Origin of the sequence: Cardinium endosymbiont of Dermatophagoides farinae (assembly GCF_007559345.1) — a bacterium.
Taxonomy (GTDB): Bacteria; Bacteroidota; Bacteroidia; order Cytophagales; family Amoebophilaceae; genus Cardinium.
The window spans coordinates 407614-429547 of sequence record NZ_VMBH01000001.1 but is presented as its reverse complement, the minus strand read 5'-3'; the positions used below and the strand labels follow the sequence as shown (position 1 = coordinate 429547).

At 38.4% G+C, this 21934-nt stretch carries 16 protein-coding genes, 1 tRNA gene and 3 pseudogenes; 12 read left to right on the top strand and 8 right to left on the bottom strand.

From position 1 onward, the window contains the following. Positions 1-49: 49 nt before the first annotated feature. Positions 50-805, bottom strand: coding sequence for a biotin--[acetyl-CoA-carboxylase] ligase (locus tag FPG78_RS01985; protein WP_186292408.1), 756 nt, complete (start codon positions 803-805; stop codon positions 50-52). Between the two features lie 197 nt (positions 806-1002). Between FPG78_RS01985 and radA the strand changes: the two genes are divergently transcribed. After that, positions 1003-2337 carry a DNA repair protein RadA gene (gene radA / locus FPG78_RS01980; RefSeq protein ID WP_144086382.1) on the top strand — a complete coding sequence of 445 codons (1335 nt, stop codon included), beginning with the start codon at positions 1003-1005 and terminating at the stop codon, positions 2335-2337. A 358-nt stretch (positions 2338-2695) separates the two neighbouring features. Here the strand turns inward: radA and FPG78_RS01975 are convergent. The 4 genes from FPG78_RS01975 to FPG78_RS01960 form a co-directional block, all read right to left on the bottom strand. Beyond that, positions 2696-2767: transfer RNA gene (locus tag FPG78_RS01975), tRNA-Glu, on the bottom strand. A gap of 73 nt (positions 2768-2840) precedes the next feature. Next, the gene (locus tag FPG78_RS01970; RefSeq protein ID WP_144086381.1) at positions 2841-3587 is read right to left on the bottom strand and encodes an outer membrane beta-barrel protein; all 747 of its coding nucleotides are present in this window, start codon (positions 3585-3587) and stop codon (positions 2841-2843) included. 190 nt (positions 3588-3777) lie between these two features. Next, positions 3778-4443, bottom strand: a complete 666-nt coding sequence (gene tsaB / locus FPG78_RS01965) for a tRNA (adenosine(37)-N6)-threonylcarbamoyltransferase complex dimerization subunit type 1 TsaB (protein ID WP_144086380.1) — start codon at positions 4441-4443, stop codon at positions 3778-3780. Between the two features lie 211 nt (positions 4444-4654). After that, entirely contained in the window at positions 4655-5557 is a 903-nt protein-coding gene (locus tag FPG78_RS01960; protein WP_144086379.1) for a DUF3822 family protein, read from the bottom strand. A 181-nt stretch (positions 5558-5738) separates the two neighbouring features. Between FPG78_RS01960 and FPG78_RS01955 the strand changes: the two genes are divergently transcribed. The 5 genes and pseudogenes from FPG78_RS01955 to FPG78_RS01935 all read left to right on the top strand — a co-directional run bounded on the left by FPG78_RS01955 (position 5739) and on the right by FPG78_RS01935 (position 9315). After that, complete coding sequence (locus FPG78_RS01955; protein WP_144086378.1) at positions 5739-6095, top strand: DUF4296 domain-containing protein; 357 nt, start codon at positions 5739-5741, stop codon at positions 6093-6095. A 19-nt stretch (positions 6096-6114) separates the two neighbouring features. After that, complete coding sequence (locus FPG78_RS01950) at positions 6115-6561, top strand: Smr/MutS family protein (RefSeq protein WP_144086377.1); 447 nt, start codon at positions 6115-6117, stop codon at positions 6559-6561. Positions 6562-6626: 65 nt separating this feature from the next. Further along, a pseudogene (gene gyrB / locus FPG78_RS01945) lies at positions 6627-8572 on the top strand (DNA topoisomerase (ATP-hydrolyzing) subunit B). Positions 8573-8705: 133 nt separating this feature from the next. Next, the gene (locus FPG78_RS01940; RefSeq protein ID WP_144086376.1) at positions 8706-8903 is read left to right on the top strand and encodes a hypothetical protein; all 198 of its coding nucleotides are present in this window, start codon (positions 8706-8708) and stop codon (positions 8901-8903) included. Between the two features lie 217 nt (positions 8904-9120). Then, entirely contained in the window at positions 9121-9315 is a 195-nt protein-coding gene (locus FPG78_RS01935; RefSeq protein ID WP_144086375.1) for a hypothetical protein, read from the top strand. Positions 9316-9454: 139 nt separating this feature from the next. Here FPG78_RS01935 and FPG78_RS01930 read toward each other — a convergent pair whose 3' ends face one another. Beyond that, on the bottom strand, positions 9455-11242 hold the full coding sequence (locus FPG78_RS01930) for an AAA family ATPase (RefSeq protein WP_144086374.1): 1788 nt from the start codon (positions 11240-11242) through the stop codon (positions 9455-9457). A gap of 346 nt (positions 11243-11588) precedes the next feature. Here FPG78_RS01930 and FPG78_RS01925 point away from each other — a divergent pair, with 346 nt between their 5' ends. The 3 genes from FPG78_RS01925 (at position 11589) to FPG78_RS01915 (ending at position 13542) form a co-directional block, all read left to right on the top strand. Beyond that, positions 11589-12149, top strand: a complete 561-nt coding sequence (locus FPG78_RS01925) for a biotin transporter BioY (RefSeq protein ID WP_144086373.1) — start codon at positions 11589-11591, stop codon at positions 12147-12149. Positions 12150-12284: 135 nt separating this feature from the next. Then, the gene (locus FPG78_RS01920; protein ID WP_144086372.1) at positions 12285-12968 is read left to right on the top strand and encodes an energy-coupling factor ABC transporter ATP-binding protein; all 684 of its coding nucleotides are present in this window, start codon (positions 12285-12287) and stop codon (positions 12966-12968) included. Then, positions 12955-13542, top strand: coding sequence for an energy-coupling factor transporter transmembrane component T family protein (locus tag FPG78_RS01915; RefSeq protein WP_144086371.1), 588 nt, complete (start codon positions 12955-12957; stop codon positions 13540-13542). Before FPG78_RS01920 ends, FPG78_RS01915 begins: the two co-directional genes overlap by 14 nt. Before the next feature lie 41 nt (positions 13543-13583). On the opposite strand, the gene FPG78_RS01910 is transcribed toward FPG78_RS01915, so the two are convergent. Next, positions 13584-15395, bottom strand: coding sequence for an AAA family ATPase (locus FPG78_RS01910; RefSeq protein ID WP_144086370.1), 1812 nt, complete (start codon positions 15393-15395; stop codon positions 13584-13586). 543 nt (positions 15396-15938) lie between these two features. On the opposite strand from FPG78_RS01910, the gene FPG78_RS01905 reads away from it, so the two are divergent. Next, the gene (locus tag FPG78_RS01905; RefSeq protein ID WP_144086369.1) at positions 15939-16547 is read left to right on the top strand and encodes a hypothetical protein; all 609 of its coding nucleotides are present in this window, start codon (positions 15939-15941) and stop codon (positions 16545-16547) included. Further along, complete coding sequence (locus tag FPG78_RS08390; RefSeq protein ID WP_420888391.1) at positions 16544-17071, top strand: C2H2-type zinc finger protein; 528 nt, start codon at positions 16544-16546, stop codon at positions 17069-17071. Before FPG78_RS01905 ends, FPG78_RS08390 begins: the two co-directional genes overlap by 4 nt. A gap of 62 nt (positions 17072-17133) precedes the next feature. On the opposite strand, the pseudogene ileS reads toward FPG78_RS08390, so the two are convergent. Further along, a pseudogene (gene ileS, locus FPG78_RS08385) lies at positions 17134-20414 on the bottom strand (isoleucine--tRNA ligase). A gap of 571 nt (positions 20415-20985) precedes the next feature. On the opposite strand from ileS, the pseudogene FPG78_RS01890 reads away from it, so the two are divergent. Continuing rightward, positions 20986-21932: pseudogene (locus FPG78_RS01890) on the top strand (acetyl-CoA carboxylase carboxyltransferase subunit alpha). Positions 21933-21934 lie beyond the last annotated feature (2 nt).

The window sequence follows — 21934 nt, the reverse complement described above, 5'->3', positions numbered from 1 at the left end:
ACAAATTTTTTTATCAAAAAGCAAATACACTATAAACATTGCTGCACATCTATACAAATACGATCTCTTTGGGTTTATAACTATAATGGTTGCCATTACGTGCTGCTACAACCAACTCCCCTCTCCTATTCACGGCTACGATATGCCCTTCAAAAGATCCATATATCGTTTCAAAGGCATGCCATCCTATTTTACGGTAGAGTATATTGCTATATTTCTCCCAAAGCAGATTATGGTTTCCATTTTGGAGCTGGGCATAATAGCTGCTTAAGCCATCCATAATCTGGTTTAACAGTAGTGCGCTATCAAAGATGGTTCCTTTTTGTATGGCTAAGGAGGTGCATTTGGAAGATTCAAAGTGAAGCTGATTGACGTTTAACCCAATACCAACTACAGCTGCTTTGATCTTGTCACCTATATTGGTTTCAATTAATATACCACCTAGTTTCTGGTCTAAGCAATAGATATCATTGGGCCATTTTATAGCAAGCGCCTTGGGAAGGTAAGCCACTAACACCTTATAAATGGCCAAACTGGTAATAATATTCAAGGCAAAAACAGCATCTATGGCCAACCATTCTGGATATAAGATAAAGGAAAATAGCAGATTTTTACCCGCTTCTGATGCCCAACTGCTACCACGTTGCCCTCTTCCTTTATACTGATGCTCCGTAATAAAAATGGTTCCTTCTGCGGAATGGAACATATATCTTTGGGCCATATCATTGGTAGAGGAACAGCTTTTATAATAAAATGAAGCCCTGTCAAATTCAGTTTGAATAGGCGCGTCGAATAAATAGTCCATGGGAATATGAGCTATAAACATTATTTTTATCTATTAGACCTCTTTCGAAAGTCGATTACTAAATGGCAATTTTGTGGTCTACGCTCCTCACATACATTTGTGTATGCTCGCGACTGCGCTTCTCCTAAAAAAAGAGGTCTATAAAGTTTTATAAATATAACTATTAGCCTTCTATTGGAAACCTAAATAAAACCTATATGGCATACGTCTGTACAAACTGTGGGCTTGAGTATGTGAAATGGCAAGGGAAATGTGACGCTTGCAAGGAATGGAATAGGCTCACTTCATTTGCTACAAAAGGAAGTACCAAACATTTTGAAAATCAGCAACCTATCAATTATCCCCAAAGATTAGATGAGATTCAAGCGCCTACTAACAAACGGTTGTTAGCTGAAGATGCCGAACTCAATAGGGTGCTGGGTGGAGGGATTGTTCCAGGTTCGTTGGTGCTATTAGGCGGTGAGCCTGGTATTGGAAAGTCAACGCTGCTGCTTCAAATGGCCTTACAGTTCAAAGAGGGTAAGGTATTATATGTATCTGGAGAAGAAACAACCCATCAAATTAAACTGCGTACTGCTCGCCTGGGATTATCCTCTGCAAACTGTTTGCTGCTCCAGGAGTGCGGACTCGTACAGATCCTTAAACATACCAATGATTTGGAACCAACCCTATTAATTATAGATTCGATTCAGACCTTATATGCTGAGGAAGAAGAAGGGGCTGTAGGTAGCATCAACCAGATTAAAGCTTGCACAACACGATTGCTGCATTATGCCAAAAGTTCAAACGTAGCGCTATTTTTAATAGGGCATATCAATAAGGATGGGGCTTTAGCAGGCCCTAAACTATTGGAACATATGGTAGATACTGTACTGCAGTTTGAGGGAGATAAACCATGCCTATATCGAATGGTACGAACGATAAAGAATAGATTTGGCCCTACATCAGAATTAGGCATATATGAGATGAAAGTGACTGGACTACATGGCGTTCAAAATCCTGCTTCTATACTACTTTCGGGAAAAGACTATGCGCTAAGCGGCATAGCAATTGGCTCTTGCTTGGAGGGCACCAGGCCACTTATGCTGGAAGTGCAGGCATTGGTAACTGCAACCAGATATGGAAACCCTCAGCGCAATGCTACAGGCTATGATCCAAGGCGCTTGAATATGTTACTAGCTGTATTAGAAAAACGAACAGGGATTCGTCTACATGACCGTGATGTGTTTTTAAATATTACAGGGGGACTTAGAGTAGATGATACCGCATTAGACCTGGCCATCTGTATGGCAGTGATAGGCTCTCTAAAGGATCAGGTTATCTCAAACTTAAAATGTTTTATAGCAGAAGTAGGATTAGGCGGTGAGCTTAGAAACGTACAAAGAATGGAATATAGAATCGCAGAAGCAGAAAAACTGGGGTTTAAAGAGGTGTTTATAACTGCACAGCATCAGCAATTTGCTAAACCTTTTAATATAAAAATCAACCCTATAAAAAACCTAAAGGAATTTTTATCCTTACTTTTTTCTTGATAAAAGGAGTCTTTCTCTTACTTTTTTCTTGATAAAAAAGTAACAAAAAATCAAGCCCTCGGCAAAAAGTTGCGGAACCCGCCCCTTACAGATGGAAAAACAGGAACCGCCCGCTGCGCGGGCTTGAAAGGAATCTATTTTTCCTAATCATCTGTAAGGAGCGGATTCTATTTCGCAACTTTTTACAGGGGCATTTTCCTACTATGGCCATAGCATTGAACGCATACCTCCCTACAATCTGTTTTTCTATTCATCTGTAAGCTGCACTTTCTGATCGCAGCTTTTTCCAAGGGCGCGTTTTTTTATACAATTTTTAAGGATAGCAATGCTGTGTATGGCTAAAGAGAAGATAATGAAGTAGCCCGTAGGGGAATCGAACCCCTGTTTCCAGGATGAAAACCTGACGTCCTAACCCCTAGACGAACGGGCCATATAAGCAAAAGCTAGCTGCTACTAAAACCAGGAAAAATAAAGTATAGAAACGTTATCTTCCTACATCCAGATTACTCAGAGAACAAAGCAGCAAAGTTATAACCTACTCCAAGGGCTATAGATTGCGTGTGAAGTTGCTTTAATTTGGATATATTGTCGAATACAGTTTGTTCTTTATCGCCTTCTGTTTTAAATCTATTTAAAAAGTTATATCTATATTGAGCTTCAATAGTCAATCCAATAGGGAATTCATATCCAAGCGTACCAACAGCAGCTATATCAAGGCCTGCTAGTTCATTCTTTTTACCCTCATCAACTGTGAAGTCTTTACCATTTTTCTCATAGGTTTCTTTGAACGGCATAGAAACAGAACCGCCTAGCATAGCTCTAAAAGCACCATCTTCTCCATCTAGACTAAGTGGGTAAAAGCATGCATGCAATCCTATACCAACACTATGAGCAGCCATACTAATAGATGATTTACTAGAGCTGCTCGAATTGTCATCATTTTTTTCCTCCTCTGCTTCCAGCGTACCTCCTTGCCTCATATAAAGAACATCGAGCCTCATACCGAAATAATCTGCAAGTGCATATTCTACATAAATTTTAGGAGAAAACCATAGGTTATCGAAGAACTTAGGCTCTGCTTTTTTTGCACCAAATTTAGCCTCATCACTACATCCTATAGCAGAGGATATAGTTCCACTAAGGTGAAAACCATAACTCAACGGATTCGCTTCCGCCTTTGCCTCGTGTGCATGATTCAACGCAGCGCAAGTCAATAGACCTGCCATTAAAGTTTTTTTGATTCCTTTCATGTTAATAATTATTAAAAATTGTGTGTGTTATAAACTTCTTTTACTACTTAATTACAAATTACAACTTCTACAATGCAGAAGCAACCTGACCTTACTACAGGCCAAATCGCCCCCACCAAATGACTTAATAGCAGCAATATTAAGGTTAATCTTAAAAAAAACCAAATAAATATTAAAAATTCCTTTATTGCTACTGAAATTGGCTTAAATAATAGGGTGTATAACTAGCCATATCTTCCCAAAGCTGCTTTTGAAACTTCAAAAAAGCCAAATAGCCTATTTGTATAGCAGAAGGCACTACCTGCTGCTCTATATAATGAATCTTTTTGTCTTCCATAAGAAATGTTTTGCATTTTGGAACGCCATCTCCAAAAAAGAGTAGGGATTGGCAGGGAAGTGCATCTCTATATACCTTACTATCTAACAATGCTACATGGGCAGGACGTTTGATTTGCCCTGCTTGGTCAGCGATAAGGGTATAAATAGCGGTTCTTCTGGCTTCAAGAGCGGGGCATAACAAAGTCTCCTTATCGACAAATGAACGCATCCCATAGGCCATGGCTTCTAATGTACCAACTGAGATCAGTGGAATGGCTAACCCATAGCAAAGCCCTTTGGCAACTGCAGTGCCAATCCGTAACCCAGTGAAAGAACCAGGACCACCAGAAATGGCTATGGCAGCTAATGACCCACGATCATAGTTACTATTCTTTAATAAATCTTCTATAATAGGCATCAGGTATTCCGAATGGGAACGATCAGTGAAAAGTGTGGTATGGCCTATAAGCTTACCAGTATGGTGTAACGCGACAGAACAAGCCGCTGTAGCAGTTTCAATGCTTAAAATAAGAGACATATAAACAGATCTGACTAAAAATAATGGATCTTAGATAGACCTTCTGCAAAACCTATTTCTAATGGCAGTTTTGGTGTCGAAGCTTGTCTATGCTCCTCACATACATTTAGTATGCTGCGGTGCTCGACTGCGCTTCTCCTAAAAACTGCTGATCACAAATAGCTTTTGTAGAAGGTCTAATAGACAGCCTAAGCTTACCATAGCCCTTGATTTATGAGCATGCGTTGCTATGGGTATGACAAAGGAAACTGCTGATCACGTCAAAATACAACATAGGCGAAGTGCCACTTGCTTTAAAAACATATGGATTGGCATGTAAAAAGTTAATCTTAGTTTTTAATGTAGTCTTTGGCATATATGCTTTTAACCGACGATAGGCCAATGACTTTTTTTCAATACATCCACTCACCAGTAGTGGACAGGAAGTAGGTTCCAACTGCATCACTTGGATTACAGCCGATAGATAGGTTAAAAAGTCATCGGATGTTTTATAAGTAAAAAGATTACAATAGCGTAATTGTCTTTTATTATGGACCACTATATATAAATAATCTACTGCCAACCAGACAAATAATTCCGTTTTAGGTAGGCATTCTATCTGGGATCCTTCTATAATTGCATTGGCCTGATGGATAACATGAAAATTACTACCCGTATAGCGTTTTCTAAACCAATCTAATACAGCAGCATTTTCTGAAAAGACAACGGACACTTTCGCCAATGGATGGGTAAAAGAGATCACTTCATCATTTGTATCTACACCACAAGCAACATGCATATAGTGCAACAAATCTTTTGTGCTAAGCAGCAGATGAGGCAACAGGGTAAACTTTTGATTTGAAATAGATAACGTAACAGAACGCCAATTCTTTTTAATGAGAAAAAAATCTTGATTATAAAGTTGTTCTAAGCTTTTAATATAGCTTGGATGGTTTTTATCGAGCGGAAGTGCATATATGCCCAGCAATAAGCATGCTTGCGTAGCATGTTCTATACAACATACTTTAATCAGGCCATCGCCTATATTAATAGACAAGTGGTAGTTGGTGCTTTTATCAAAGTTAAATTTTCTTGGATGAACAACAGAAAGAATTTTTTTTGGGTAGACTTCCATAATCAATGTTTATATGAGCTATCGTTACGTACATAAAAATATGTAATGAGGCTCCTGCAAAACCCGCTTACCTCCTATTAAATTCTTTTCATCTATCTAATTTTTTACTTCACATTTACCTAATATAGGGTTTTTTACTTAACTTTACATGAAATAGATCACTTAACCTCTTGTTTGCAGTATGAAAAAAATAGCTGCTATTTTCTTAGCATCATCGCTATTATTATATTGGGTAGGTAAGCCAACGCTTACACGTATCTTTACCGATCATCGGCCTACCACTATAATCAATGAAGTCGCTTTTGTCCATGTGGTAAGGGATTTGGAACTGCTTAATAGTTGGTTACTCAACAGCTACTACCCTCAAGAAACGATAGATAGACTGCGTCATCAAAACCATCAAAAAATATTAACATTACATGGGGTGGATCAGCAAGCCTTTAAAGCAAGTGTAAACTATTATTTAGAAAACTCTTTGGACAGGGCAGTTAAGGTATATGACAAAGTTTATGTAGCTTTAGAGGGGCTGTCTGCTTAGTTTTTAATTTTTTTTAAATATGGCCATTTTGGTTGGTAGCTATGTACGGATTAAAAATCAATCTGCCATAGGTCAAGTAATAGATATACACCTGCATAAAGCATTGATTGCTTTTGGAAAGCTGCACTTTTATCTTCCACTTGAGGCGGTTGAGGCAGTAGCACCTGCCCCATCTATTGGAACGATGCCAGTCAAAACCATTACGATGCGCGCACCATCTACAGCAGCCGATCCAATACTTGATCTGCATGGTTTCAATAAGGCCCAAGCACTGTGTGCATTAGAAAAATTTCTAGACCGCTCATTGTTATTGGGTCACAATCGATTAAAAATCATCCATGGACAGGGAAAGGGCATTTTGCGTAGCGCCATACGGAGCTATTTAAAAAGCCATCCCTCCGTAAAAGAGGTAACGGTAAAGAGTCCAATACACTGTATGAACGGCATGACAATAGTTGAAATATAGCATACCTTTCAATGAAACCTATTATCTTAACATATATTTTTTTTGTTTAAATCAGCTTTTAAAAAATGACCCAACCCACTAATGACTATTCAGCAGATAATATCCAAATCCTAGAAGGGCTAGAAGCGGTCCGCAAACGTCCTGCCATGTACATTGGTGATGTGGGCATAAAGGGATTACACCATCTTGTTTGGGAGGTAGTAGACAATGCTATTGATGAGTCTTTAGCAGGCTATTGCACTAAAATTGGTATTATTATCCACGAGGACAACTCGATTACCGTATGGGATGATGGTCGTGGTATTCCTACTGAGATACATCCAAAAGAACAAAAATCAGCCCTAGAAGTGGTGATGACGGTATTGCATGCAGGTGGTAAATTTGACAAAGACACCTATAAAATTTCTGGAGGATTGCATGGTGTAGGGGTTTCTTGTGTAAACGCATTATCGGCGCACTTAGAGGTTACCGTATACCGCAATGGAAAGATCTACAAACAAGAATATGCCAAGGCATTCCACATTACCCTGTTAAAGAGGTAGGCCATACAGATCTACGCGGTACTACCGTTCATTTTACCCCAGATGGCTCTATTTTTACTACTACGATCTATAACCTACATACCATTGTCGGCAGGCTACAAGAATTGGCCTATTTAAATGTAGGGCTAAAGATGGAACTAGAGGATCGCCGTGAACGCGATGAGCAAGGCAATCCTTTCAGGCAAAGCTTTCACTCTGAAGGGGGCTTTTGGAATTTGTAGCCCACTTAGATAGCACCAAACTCTCCATTATGCCTGCGCCTATCGTTGTAGAGGGAGAAAAAAACAATGTAATGGTACAAGTTGCCATGACCTACAATACAGGCTATTCTGAAACAGTAGTCTCTTATGTCAATAATATACATACCATTGAAGGAGGCATGCATGTCACTGGGTTTAAAAGAGCCCTGACCCGCACTTTAAAAAACTATGCAGATAAATCTGGTTTATTAGAGAAAGCTAAAGTAGAGATTATTGGAGATGACTTTCGAGAGGGTTTAACTGCTGTCATCTCTGTAAAGGTAGCAGAACCTCAATTTGAGGGACAAACAAAAACCAAGCTGGGGAATGCAGAGGTACAAAGCGCTGTAGAAAGCTGTGTAGCCGAAGTATTACATTACTACTTAGAAGAGCACCCTAAGGAGGCAAAACTAATTATCCATAAAGTAATCGTAGCTGCCCAGGCCCGCCAAGCTGCTCGAAAAGCACGTGAAATGGTCCAACGCAAAAATGTGTTGATGAGCAACAGTTTACCGGGCAAATTAGCAGATTGCTCCGAACGGGACCCTGCACTTTGTGAACTCTTTTTGGTAGAGGGTGATTCTGCTGGTGGTACTGCTAAAATGGGTAGAAATAGAAGGTTTCAAGCGATTCTTCCCTAAAAGGTAAAATTCTAAATGTAGAAAAGGCACAAGTATATAAAATATATGATAATGAGCAGGTTAGAAATATGATCACTGCACTAGGCATTGCCATGGGCACAGACGGAAATGATCAAGCGATTCAGCTAGATAAATTACGCTACCACAAAATTGTGATTATGACTGATGCAGATGTAGATGGCAGCCATATTCGCACCCTTATTTTAACTTTTTTCTTCCGGTATATGCGGGACATCATAGAAAAAGGACATCTTTACATTGCCTCTCCCCACTCTACCTGGTGAAAAGAGACAAAGAAGAGCAATATTGCTGGGCAGAGTCAGAAAAAGAAGAATGGGTTAAGCACTTTAGCCTGAAAGATGGCAAAGTGGATGCCGTATTTGTACAACGTTATAAAGGGTTAGGTGAAATGAATGAAATCCAACTTTGGGATACCACTATGGACCCCACCCGTCGCAACCTAAAACAGGTCACCATAGCCTCTGCACTGGCTGCAGAACATCTTTTTTCTATGTTAATGGGAGATGAAGTACCACCTCGTAGGGAATTTATAGAACGTTATGCCAAATATGCTAAATTGGATATTTAAAGATTAAACTAACCTTCACGGTATTATATTTTATCTTTAATATAGCTTTATTCACTTAAAGTATGTAAATTTAAATGTATCTGTGAAGTTCATTTTTTTAACTGTTAAACAGTTTAATTTAAAGTAGCATGTTATGTTTAGAAATATGTATTACCTAGTATTAGGCGTAGTATTGGGCACTGTATTGGGATTTTTAATCTGTGATGATACCAAGAAAAAAATTACCAAAGCGATCCAGAATAAAGCCAAGCGCTTATCTAGTTGTGTGCAATCATCTTCTGAAAAAGCCGAAGAAGTAATAAATGCTGTGAAAAGCGCCGTTAAGCGATGAGCTTAACTAGGTTAATGAGACCTTCTTCAAAACCTATTTGTGATCAGCAGTTTTTAGGAGAAGCGCAGTCGCCAGAATACTAAATGTATTTGAGGAGCATAGACAAGCGCCAAAATTGCCATTTAGCAATAGGTTTTGCAGAAGGTCTAGGGCATTATAATAGGGCAGCAAAAAAGATAAATCTTTTGGCTGCTCTTGCCTTATTCTCTGTAATGGTATGTCTAAAAAATTATGGTTAAGTTGGGGCACACTTTTAGTTGGGCTTTCTCTATGGTTGTTTATAGCTAATAAGGGTAATCCAAAAGCTAAAAAAGAGCGCTACAGCGCTATACAACGGGCTGCCCTATCTATTCTAGCAAGGCTGCTATTGAAACCTTGGGCAAAGAAAATTATTCCTTTACTATTTCAGTAGTTAAGGCCATGTTAGCGCTTTTGGGCCTGTCCACTTAAGTGTGTAAATTATTTTTTTTGTTTATAGCATTCTATCTTCAAATTTAATTAAAAAATGTGCCATAGCCTCACTCCAATTTTGAATGGGGCTGGTCCATTTTCTAGTCTGGATGGCTATGGGACCTACTCCCCTGCTCACTATATCTACTTGTTAAACGGACCTCATCAGACTGTTTACCAGCCAAATCATAAGTTGCATAAGCAGCTAAAACTGACTTCCCAGAAAAAGCAATACCGCATGCTATGACTTCTTTTACGTGAGGATATTGTAATATTTCCGTATGGTAGGCTTGTGTTTGTATTTGATCTAAGGCAAGTTTAGAGGCACCTTCCAACTCTTCCTCTTTCCGAACTTGCTTAAATTCTAATAAAAGCGCTTTTAAACCCTCTTTTTTAGGGACTAATAGCAGATCATATCTGCCAAAACCACTTTCTCGATTGGAGCGTATATAATGGGTTATACCCAAACTTGACAACATCCCTAACACAAAACCATGATAAAACCCTTCTGATGTTTTACTTTGTTTGGTATCAAAATAGCTCACACTGCTTCGTAAAAAGTAGCTAAGTTGTGCTACAAAAGCAGCAACCTCACCAGCTACCAAATGTTTCAAAAAAGAATCATATTGCCCCCTTCTCTCAAACTGATTGACGAACCATTCTTGAAAAAATGTGCTATAGAGCCGCCATATTTCATAATTAGGAACCTTGACTGTACAGTCATATAGACTCGTATAGGCGCTTAAATGACTTGTTTCAAAGGTTAAATAACCAGCAAGTAATAAAAGACTCCAAAAAGATGTATCATCTTTGTCTAAGATATCAAAAGCAATATGTCTGTTGATAGATACAACTAAAGATTCCCCTCGCATCAATTGTTCAAATTGCACTTTGATCTCAGAATGAGCAGTAAGTACCTTTTGTTCGATTAAGTTGTTATTACCTGTATTTACCCAATAGACATCAAAACAACCTGACCTATTCATACAAGAAATAATAGACCATGGATTATACATCACTAAGTTCCCTACCCTATACCCATTATACCAATTCCTTACTTCTTCCATGCAAGTTCCAAGACCATTTTCTTTAAATAAAGAAGCAACTTCCGTTTCACTAAAACCAAAATGGGCACTATACGCTTCATCTAGTAAGGTATAAGTCTCTAGGTTATTCAATCCAGAAAGCATACTATCTTTGGAAATACGTAATATGCCCGTTAGTACGCCTTTTTCTAGAGCAGTATTACCTTTTAGTGCATTACTAAATAGATTACGCATAAATTTGACCATACGATTCAAGTATGTCTGATTACCGTAAGCTTTATTGAGTGGCGTATCGTATTCATCTATTAGCATATAGACTTTCCGGCCATGATGTTGGTAGAGGCATTGACTGAGCAGTTTTAAAGAACGCTCTAACTGTGCCTGATTAGCTTGGTTATCTGTAATGCTATGCAGTTTTTTTAACTGTATTTTATTAACTTTATCACTATTAAATAAATAGATATAGGACTCATAAATGCTTGATATCAACTCATAAACCGAATCATATGCCTCTTGAAAATCATCTGCATTGACGTCTTTAAAGCTGATCATAATGACAGGATGCTTTCCTTGATGTTGCGCAATATATTTACCATCTTCTATCTTACCTATTGCTAAATCATCAAATAAACCTGCTGTATTTACCCCATTCACTTCTGAGGCAAAAAAATGTTGCAGCATAGACATATTGAGTGTCTTACCCCAACGACGGGGACGAGCAATTAAGGTAACTTTATCTCCTTTGCTCAGAAATTCAGAAATCATATCGGTCTTATCACAAAAAAGATAATCTCCTTGTACTAACTCTTGAAAATTATCAACCCCAATTGGTAATTTTTTCATGATTAGAAGATTTAAGGTTTATAAGAAACTGATTATTAAAATAATTATGATACTGAACTACTTATAATAGAAACAATTCAATAGTAATGAACACTAGACTTTCTGCAAAACCTATTTCTAATGGCAATTTTGGTGTCGAAGCTTGTCTATGCTCTTCAAATACATTTAGTATTCTGGCGACTGCGCTTCTCCTAAAAACTGCTGATCACAAATAGGTTTTGAAGAAGGTCTCCTATAAATATAAGGAGCTTTTTTAATAGATTTCTTTACTATGCTAATCCCAAACTCAGGTTATCTCATTATATTTGCTTTAACCACCTGGCAATCTTAAAAAATAGAAAGACCTATGTCCACCAAAGATATTGTATACACCGCGCTATTTGCGGCAATATTTGCTGTTTTAGGCATCATACCTCCCATACCATTGCCTTTCAGTCTAGTGCCCATAACCGCTCAATCTTTAGGACCTACGTTAGCAGGAAGCATTTTAGGTGCTAAAAGAGGTGCTTTGGCCGCGCTCTTATTTATAATCATTGTATCAACTGGACTCCCTATTATCGCAGGTGGTCATGGTGGCATAGGCCGCATAATGGGACCAACTGGTGGTTTTATACTTGGGTTCCCTATTGCTGCATTTATTATTGGCTTACTATTTGAAAAGAACTGGAATAGATTGAATCTAGTCTGGGCTGCGCTGTATATCATATTAGGTGGCATTATTGTGCTCTATATTTTTGGCTTATTATGGCTCAATATCTTATTTGATATTCAGCTATACAAAGCATTTGTGGCTTCTTGTATATTTATTCCAGGAGATCTTATTAAAACCATGATTGCAGCTACTGCCTCCATGGTTGTTAGAAGAGCCTATCCTTTGATTAGACCTCTTTCAAAACGCAATTGCTAAATGGCAATTTTGGTATCGAAGCTTGTCCAATACATCTAGTATTCTGGCGGGCTGCGCTTCTCCTAAAAATTGCGCACCACAAATAGGTTTTGAAAGCGGTCTATTTAAAACATAACGCCAGCTACTATTCGTGATATGGTTAAAATAGAAAACGTAAGTGTTGCCTTTGACGGTTGTTATGCTTTAAAAAGCATTAGTGTAACATTGCATAAAAAAAGGATTGGTATCATAGGTTCAAATGGCAGCGGTAAAAGTACATTTGCTAGGCTTATAAATGGATTACAGCTTCCATCTGAAGGGAAAGTACACATTGATCACCTATCTACTGATAAAGATGGCAAAGCGATTAGGCGTAAGGTAGGATTTGTTTTTCAAAATCCTGACCATCAAATTATATTTCCAATAGTAGAAGACGATATGGCCTTTGGTCTTAAAAATATTGGGTATAATAAAGAAGCAATCAATCAAACGATTGATGCCCTACTCAATGCTTATGGTGCCACGCACTTAAGATACAGAAAATCCCATCTGCTTAGTGGCGGTGAAAAACAGCTTTTAGCCATTTTAGCTGTTCTGGTTATGCAACCTGCCTATATTGTATTTGATGAACCAACAACGCTGCTAGATCTTAGCAATAAGCGCAAAATACTGCAGATGATAGCAAAACTCGACCAAACCATTATAATGGTTACGCATGATTTAGACCTGCTGGCTCATTTTGACCGCGTACTGGTTTTTGAACAAGGATGTTTGGTTATAGATGATATACCGTCAGTATCTATAAAGGCTTACCAAAAGTTGATATATGACCAATTGTAAAGTAAACAAGTTGTGTAGCATAACGCCTAAATGGAAGTTCATGCTGCTTATACTGGTAAGTAGCCTATCGTTTATACTATATGATTGGCGCTTCTATCTAATCAATTTGTTGGTAACCTTTATTTTAAGTTGTTGCATGGAAAATAGTGATAGTAGACTGCTGCTTAAGCCAATTAGATCCTCCTTTTACCCATTGCTTATACTATTTGCCATGCATAGCGTTTGGGGAGATTGGATAGACGGGATAAAGGTGATACTTAGATTATATAACATTATACTGTTTGCTTCATGGGTCCTATTAACAACATCCCATTCAGAGATCATTGAGGGGTTAACCACTCTATTAAAGCCACTATCTTATATTGGCATAAAGCCTGCCCAGGTTAGTCTCTCCTTTACGCTAGCCATACGTTTTATGCCACTGATCATTGATACTTTTAACGAAATAAAAATGGCTCAAAAAGCAAGAGGAATAGATAAAAATTTTACAGCCATACTGATTCCTTTGATTATAAAAACCATAAAAATGGCAGATGGTATAGCGGAAGCTATAGAAGCCCGATCTTGGGAATAAACCGCTTGCACAACCACTTAAACGCCTAACTACCTTACAGGCTACTGCCCTACTTCGTGAAAATACCCAATAGGATTCACTGCAAAACTTTTATGTGACACGATCTTAAAGTCATTTTGATCATCTTTTTGATGCACTTCAATAGCGGCCTCTGTAATATTGCGCTTTATAGCATCGCATGTTAGGCCTATAAGCACCTTTTTATAACATACACCATATTGAATGCTGTAGTCCTTACGTTGGATTTGCTCTAAAGCTTCTAGGGCTGGTTTATCTACTTTTAACTCAAAGATATAAACGGTGTTTTGTCCATTGTATTCATCTTCCATAACGATATCCAAACGGCCTATTGCACTATCTCTTTCAGCGCTAGCATTTGTAGATTGCGTTTCATGGAAGGCACCATTCAGGAACACATATAAAGTACCCTGAAAGCTTTTTTCGGTTTTATCCAAGAAACGGTAACCCGCTTTGGCCAAACAATCGCTTCGAATAATGTTAAGAAAAGCAATCCATGCTTCTTTTCTTAAAGACTTCAAAATAGATGCGCTACATGCCTTGCCTGATGCTTGTTGCGCTTGCGCAATAAAATCAGCTAATATAACCTTTAAAGAAGATTTAACTTCCTGGCTGGGAAACTTTAAATAGTAAGCCAGGTTATTTTTGTCTTGTAGATGAGATGGATCAAGATCCATTGTAAGGTATCCCGTTTGGTACATCAAGGGAAACAAGGGCATTTCATGGAGAGAAGCATGTACGAGTTTAAATCTAACTTTATCGATTGGGAAACTACATTTATCCCAATCCATATTAAACCGATGTATATTTTGCTTCATTTGTTGCAATAAAATGGTAGGGCTGCCCGAGTTAAACCAAAAATTATCAAAATCTTTTGCATAAAAAAATCTTAGTATAGAGTCTGGATTGTAAACGCTTACCATTTTATCAGCTGTAAAACAATAACCATTATAATAATCCTTTAACGCTTGTTTTATTTGACTCAGTGTGTACTTTTCCTCCTGGGTATTTTTTCTATTCAGTTTTTCAAATAATGGATGGACAATTGTATCCTTGCTAAGAAATAGGTTATCAATCTCATTTTCTGTATAACCCAACATCTCTGCATAATCCTCATGGAATGATATATCATTGGCCGAGTTAGCCCCTGAGGTAAGGCCAGATAAATGAAATTTAGTTACACCCGTTACAAAAATAAATTTACAGTCCTTCTGGCGACTTTTTAAAACTTTGAAAAATGAACTAAGCACAGCAAGCACCTCTTCATATTGGTCCTTTGCGCAAAAAATTAATGGACTATCATATTCATCAATTAAGATAATAGGAGTAGGTTCATAATTGTCAATGTGCATCAAACAATCCAATATTTCTGCTAAGTAATCTTCACAAGCTTCATCTATTACTATATTGAGCTGATCTTGAATTTTATAATACTTAGCAATCTTATATAATTTTCTGTTAAGGCTCTTTTTTAATTCTACCAGGTTATCTTTAGCTAATTCCGAAAAATTCAACCAAATAACTGGATATCTTTTCCACTTATAGGTTTGATCTGCATAAATGGCACATCTTTTAAATAATGCTTTATTGCCTTTTGCGATTTGATCTATAGTATCTAAGAGTAGAGATTTGCCAAATCTTCGTGGCCGTATAAAGAAATAATATATCCCATTCGTCCTAAAGAGCTTCGTGATATAGGCCGTTTTATCTGCATATAAATTTTGCGCAATCATCTCTTTGACATCAGCACTGCCAACGGGGATTTGAACACTTTCAGTAACACCTCCTTGTTGCGCCCCTCTTTTTTGTTCTTTATCTTCTTTTTTATATTCCATACCTTACATATTGCTTAAGATCAATGTTTTAACAAAAGAAGAAGCTGTCAGTTTCCTCTTTCTTTTGATAAAGCCCGTAATACGGGATAGCTTATTTGATTTTTTTGTAAAAAAAATATTTGCATATTATTGATAATTTTACTAAATAAATTTATAGCATATAAGTTTCTTATTCTTAATTCAGTTCGCGGAATTAATGGAACGCATACTTTGAGCCTTTTTTACCTTAATGAACACAATCAAAATTGATCCAAAATATATCTTTAGTTTAAGCTTACCTTAGCTTGACGCACAAGGCCTAGCAGACTGGCAGAAATCCGATTCTTAGCATGCTTTTAGTTCAATAAACAAAACTAAAATCCATACAACAATGCTAAAATATATAAAACAAACATGGAAAATAACCCTATGGAATAGCCTCTGCATCCATTTACTTGGGTGTAATACATACCAAGTAAGCATAAACATGGAAAAAGTGATGGACCTTTTTAAGGTATATAAAAAAAATGAAAAAATGCTTCGGCCAACGCTTCATTCGGGGTTATGAACAAGAATGTAATAGAAGCTATCAAAAAGAAACTAGAGGAGCTGAAAAAAAGTATGTCTAATCATGAGCTTCGAGTATATCATTGTTTGGAGGAAGAGAGTAAGTTCGTTAAAGAATTATACACTTCTAACTTCAATCAGTATTTCAGATTAAAACTTATTAATTGGAGAAATGCTTTGCCTAAGTTTGTTAAAGATAGCAACGAAGATTGTAAACATTGGGATAAATATATTTATAACAATTGTAGCGATTCTGACAAGAAAATATTGATAAAAAATATAAACGATATTATAGATACGATCAAGAATCATGATAAAAGGTATGAATTGTGCTATAAAGGTTTTAGGTTCTTTCTTATGCTAGACCATTCTCATCATTCTGGCGAATGTGGGAGACGTCTATTAAAGCATATTGGTGATTGGAAGCAAGCATGTGATACATGCTGCTTGAATAGGCTACAGACTAAAAATAGAACCGCTGCCCAGGCTGTACAAGGTGGTAGCAATAATGGCTCAATCAGCACAGATGTACAAACAAACAAGCACCTAGTTTCAGGTTCTGAAACGAACTACACAATACGACAAGTAATGTCTCTAGTAGTATAAAGGAAATTAAATGTAATTATTGTAATAAAACATTCAGCCAGTCAGGTAACTTGCGCAGACACCAAAGGGTGGTCCACACAGGAGAGAAACCCTACAAATGCAATACGTGTGGGCAAGCATTCAGCCAATCAAATAGTTTACGCATACATCAAAGGGTCCACACAGGAGCGCAACCGTATACATGCAATACGTGTGGGAAGGCATCCAGCCAGTTAGCTGACTTAAAAAAACATCAAAGGGTCCATACAGGCGAGAAACCCTACAAATGTAATACGTGTGGGAAAACATTCAGCCAGTCAAGTAACCTACACGTACATCAAAGGGTCCACACAGGAGAGAAACCCTACAAATGCAATACGTGTGGAAAAACATTCAACCAGCCACATACCTTACGCACACATGAAAGGACCCACACAGGAGAGAAACCCTACAAATGTAATATGTGTAAAAAAACATTCAGGCAGTCAAATGCCTTAAAAAAGCATATCAAAATTCCACACAGAAGAGAAATCGTACAAATGTGATAGGTTTGGGCAAGCATAGTGAACTGAACCTACGATGGAGACAAAAAAACCATCCCTATACCTCATTCCACTTTGGTCAATCGAACGGCTACCATTACACCTTCTATATCAACCTGGGATCCTGTTAGCTCAAGCACAAATTGTAGTTGCACCGCCTGTGTTTCAGTACAAATATAATCTGTATAGGTAGCAATGGCCTGACTGGTCAGCTTTTGACCTTGCTGGATAGCAATAATGATCTTATCTTGAATATCAAAGTTCAGTTCTTTACGCAATTGCTGAATGCGGTGCACGAATTCACGTGCCACCCCTTCTCCTTGCAGCGCATCATCTAAGGTAGTATCTAGCGCAATGGTGATTTTACCCTCTGTGGCTACACACCATCCGGGTATATCTTCTGTAACAATCAATATATCTGCCAAAGTCAGAGGAATGGTATCATCTTGCAAGTGTAATAGATGGGCCTTGCCTTGCGATAAACCATGAATTTCAGCTGGTGTTAAGGCTGCAATAGCTGCAGTAATCTGTTGCATCTTATGGCCATACCGTTTGCCTAAAAGGGGGAAATTGGGTTTGGCTTTTTTAAGATGATGGGTATCATCTAAATAATGAACCTGCTTAACATTAATTTCTGTTTTAATCAGCGCTTCTAAACGAGACCGCTCAGCTGAAGCAAAGAAACCAGCAATGCGGATGCTAGGCAAAGGTTGGCGCACTTTAATTTTATGTTTCTTGCGTAAAGCATGTGCCAGCGAAACAATTTTTTGTACTTGACCCATCTCCCTTTCTAAGGTTACATCCAAAGCTGCTTCAGCTGCTACTGGAAAATCTGATAAATGTACAGAACGATGGGTTTCTTTTTCAGTAACCTGATTCAATGCTTGGTAGAGATAATCTGCATAAAAGGGTGCTATAGGTGCCATAAGCTTGGCAACGGTTACCAGGCAATGATAGAGGCTCTGATAAGCAGCTTCTTTGTCTCTATCTTGGCTGTTTTTCCAAAACCTTTTTCTATTCAACCGTACATACCAGTTGCTTAAATCGTCTACTACAAAATCTTGAATCATTCTAGCCACTAGGGTAGGCTCATATTGATCATAGGCTTCTGTTACCGTTTTAATAAGTGTATGAGAACGGGAAATAATCCATCGATCACTCTCATTTAAATCACTATAAGCAAGTGGGGTTTTATTAAAATAAAACTGATCTAGATTGGCATAAAGGGCAAAAAAGTTATAGGTGCTATGGAGCGTAATGAAAAATTTACGTGCTGCTTCTGCTACACCTGCTGTGTCAAACTTTAAATTATCCCACGGATTGGCATTACTAATCATATACCAACGTATGGCATCTGGACCATATTGGGCCAATAGCTCCATTGGATCAATGGTATTGCCAATACTTTTAGACATTTTATTGCCCTGTTTATCGAGTACAAGCCCATTGACTACTACATTTTTAAAAGCAGGTATTTCAAACAATAAGGTGGAAATAACATGTAAGGTAAAAAACCATCCTCTGGTTTGGTCTATCCCTTCTGCAATAAAATCAGCAGGGAAGCCTTTTTCAAATATTTCTTGGTTTTCAAATGGATAATGCCATTGCGCACAGGGCATTGCGCCAGAATCAAACCAAACATCTATCACAGCGCTTTCTCGATACATAGGCAATCCATTACTGCTAACCAGTACGATGTCGTCTACATAAGGACGATGCAAATCAATAGTTGCGGGTAACTGTTCTTTCATATAGCCAGCCAATACAGCTTGCTCTACTTCAAACATAAGCTCAGCTATAGAACTGATGCATTTTTCCTCTTTTTGATCACTGGTACGCCAGATAGGAAGTGGAATGCCCCAATAGCGATCGCGGCTTAGGTTCCAATCTACGAGATTCTCTAGCCAATTACCAAATCGTCCTTTCCCTACAGCAGCAGGTTTCCATTGAATGGTATCGTTTAGTTCAATCAATAATTCCTTATAAGCAGTTGTTTTAATAAACCAGGCATCTAGTGGGTAGTAAAGAATAGGTTTATGGGTACGCCAGCAATGGGATAACTGTGTTCATATTTTTCCACCTTAAAGGCTTTATTTTCTTGTTTGAGCTTACCAGCAATCAGTAGATCTACAGGAGGTAAAGTGGCATCTTCTTCATAAGCAGCTTTGACATACCGCCCAGCAAAATCAATAATCTCTGGCACAAAACGACCTTGCCTATCTACAATTGGAACAGATTCGCCCGCTGCATTGGTTACCATAATAGGCGCAATATTTTCTTTTTGGGCAATGCGGTAGTCGTCTGCACCAAAGGTAGGCGCAATATGCACAATACCGGTACCTTCTGTGGTGGTTACAAAATCAGCCGCAATCACTTTAAAAGCATCCCCATTGGGTTGGATATAAGGCAAAAGCTGTTCATAACGCAAGCCCACTAAATCTGCTCCTTTATAGCGGGCAACAATCTTCCAAGGCAAAGCAGTAGCTCCATGACCAAGCTGATTGCCATCACAACTAGCCTCCTCACCTGTAAAAAAACGTTGCACAGCATCTTCGGCCAATATAACCTCAATAGGCAGGCGGGTATAGGGGTTGATAGTGGCCACTTTAACATAATCAATCGCAGCCCCTACCGCTAGCGCACTATTGGCAGGAAGGGTCCATGGCGTAGTCGTCCAGGCTAGAAAGTATTCATTTGCCATCCCTTTAAATTGGGCCACAATCGAAATATCTTTGACCAACCTATAACAACCTGGCTGGTTTAATTCATGATAACTGAGCCCTGTACCCGTAGTAGGTGAGTAAGGTTGTATGGCATACCCCTTATAGATCAGTTCTTTGTTGTAAAGTGCTTTTAGCAAATACCAAACAGACTCGATGTAATTGCGTTCATAGGTGATGTAGGGATGCTGGTTGTCTTTCCAGTAGCCCAGCTCCTTATTCAATGCTTCCCACGCGCCTTTGTAAGCCATAACCGTTTCTCGACATGCCTGATTGTAGTCGATGATGCTAATTTTTTTGCCAATATCTTCCTTGGTAATACCTAATTTTTTTTCTACTTGAAGCTCTACTGGTAAACCATGGGTATCCCAACCACTTTTGCGGCGTACATAATAGCCCTGCATCGTCTTATACCTTGTAAACAGATCTTTAACCGTCATGGCTAAAATATGATGCACACCCGGTGCACCATTGGCTGAAGGAGGACCTTCAAAAAAAACAAAAGGCTCAGCACCTTCGCGCTGCTGCATAGAGCTTTCAAATATGTTTTGTTTTTCCCAAAAAAGGTTGATTTCGTTTGCAATTTCTAGCAAGTTGAGCTGCGTTTGCGTTTTGTACTTTTTCATCTATCTATATGGAGGTAGTGAGGCCTATTAGACCTTCTGCAAAACCTATTGCTAAATGGCAATTTTGGTGTCGAAGCTTGTCTATGCTCCTCACATACATTTAGTATGCTGCGGTGCTCGACTGCACTTCTCCTAAAAACTGCTGATCACAAATAGGTTTTGCAAAAGGTCTATTATATTAAAAGACTATAAGTTGCAATTTAGTGAAAAAGTTATAGCGAATAAAAGTTATAGGGAACACATAAGTGATTTAGCATAAAAGTTAAGACCTTCTGCAAAACCTATTGCTAAATGGCAATTTTGTGGTCTATGCTCCTCACATACATTTAGTATGCTGCGGTGCTCGACTGCACTTCTCCTAAAAACTGCTGATCACAAATAGGTTTTGCAGAAGGTCTAATATATAAAAGCTAAGCATGAGTTATGCTAAAAAAAGCATAGATTTGTTGCTAGAATAGAAAAGGCATTGGCAACAATTTCTATCCTATTTGGATTATACCAAAAGATTACTCAATTTTTAATTGAAAATCAAATCGTTCTTCCACTAAAGTTAAATAAATCTCTATTTTTTATGCTATTAGATTTTGAAAAACCCATTGTAAAACTTGAGGAAAAGCTTGCCAGAATGCAAGAAGCGGCTAAAGCACAAAATGATCCAGCGCTTATGGCTTCAATTGCTAAATTAGCTGGTGATATAAAAGCATTACAAAAAAGAACTTTTCAAAACCTAACCAGGTGGCAACGGGTTCAGCTGGCCCGTCATCCAGATAGGCCTTATACACTTGACTACATCGAGCAGATTACAGAAGATTTTATTGAATTACATGGGGACCGTTTTGCAGGAGATGATAAAGCAATGGTGGGTGGATTTGGCACCATAAATGGGCAAACGATGCTATTCATTGGTCACCAAAAAGGGAGAACTACAAAGGAACGCCAAATGCGGAACTTTGGGATGCCAAATCCAGAAGGATATCGAAAAGCACTCCGTTTGATGCGTTTGGCAGAAAAATTCAACAAACCGATTGTTACCTTTATTGATACACCTGGTGCCTATCCAGGACTGGAAGCAGAAGAGCGTGGACAAGCAGAAGCGATTGCCAGCAATATTCAGGCGATGTTTGGGCTACGTGTACCGATTATATCGATTGTGATTGGAGAGGGCGCATCAGGTGGAGCTTTAGGGATTGCAATAGGTGACTATGTACTTATGCTGGAACATACCTGGTATTCTGTTATTACACCTGAATCTTGTTCTTCTATTCTCTGGAAGAGTTGGGACTATAAGGAACAAGCGGCCGAAATGCTACAAATAACTGCTAAAGACATGTCTAGATTTCGTCTAATAGATGGGCTGATTAAAGAGCCCATGGGGGCGCACATAGAGACTTACTGGCCGCAGCAGCCCTTGTTAAGGAAAGTATCCTCAACCATCTAGAAAAATTATCCAGCAAGCCTATAGACACCCTACTCCAAGAGCGAACCGAGAAGTTTTGCGCCATGGGCAAAATTGGTTAAGC

Bases quoted from the DNA above. Each gene is read 5' to 3' on its own strand.
- FPG78_RS01985 (WP_186292408.1), bottom strand. From the start codon at position 805: ATGGACTATTTATTCGACGCGCCTATTCAAACTGAATTTGACAGGGCT.
- radA (WP_144086382.1), top strand. From the start codon at position 1,003: ATGGCATACGTCTGTACAAACTGTGGGCTTGAGTATGTGAAATGGCAA.
- FPG78_RS01970 (WP_144086381.1), bottom strand. From the start codon at position 3,587: ATGAAAGGAATCAAAAAAACTTTAATGGCAGGTCTATTGACTTGCGCT.
- tsaB (WP_144086380.1), bottom strand. From the start codon at position 4,443: ATGTCTCTTATTTTAAGCATTGAAACTGCTACAGCGGCTTGTTCTGTC.
- FPG78_RS01960 (WP_144086379.1), bottom strand. From the start codon at position 5,557: ATGGAAGTCTACCCAAAAAAAATTCTTTCTGTTGTTCATCCAAGAAAA.
- FPG78_RS01955 (WP_144086378.1), top strand. From the start codon at position 5,739: ATGAAAAAAATAGCTGCTATTTTCTTAGCATCATCGCTATTATTATAT.
- FPG78_RS01950 (WP_144086377.1), top strand. From the start codon at position 6,115: ATGGCCATTTTGGTTGGTAGCTATGTACGGATTAAAAATCAATCTGCC.
- FPG78_RS01940 (WP_144086376.1), top strand. From the start codon at position 8,706: ATGTTTAGAAATATGTATTACCTAGTATTAGGCGTAGTATTGGGCACT.
- FPG78_RS01935 (WP_144086375.1), top strand. From the start codon at position 9,121: ATGTCTAAAAAATTATGGTTAAGTTGGGGCACACTTTTAGTTGGGCTT.
- FPG78_RS01930 (WP_144086374.1), bottom strand. From the start codon at position 11,242: ATGAAAAAATTACCAATTGGGGTTGATAATTTTCAAGAGTTAGTACAA.
- FPG78_RS01925 (WP_144086373.1), top strand. From the start codon at position 11,589: ATGTCCACCAAAGATATTGTATACACCGCGCTATTTGCGGCAATATTT.
- FPG78_RS01920 (WP_144086372.1), top strand. From the start codon at position 12,285: ATGGTTAAAATAGAAAACGTAAGTGTTGCCTTTGACGGTTGTTATGCT.
- FPG78_RS01915 (WP_144086371.1), top strand. From the start codon at position 12,955: ATGACCAATTGTAAAGTAAACAAGTTGTGTAGCATAACGCCTAAATGG.
- FPG78_RS01910 (WP_144086370.1), bottom strand. From the start codon at position 15,395: ATGGAATATAAAAAAGAAGATAAAGAACAAAAAAGAGGGGCGCAACAA.
- FPG78_RS01905 (WP_144086369.1), top strand. From the start codon at position 15,939: ATGAACAAGAATGTAATAGAAGCTATCAAAAAGAAACTAGAGGAGCTG.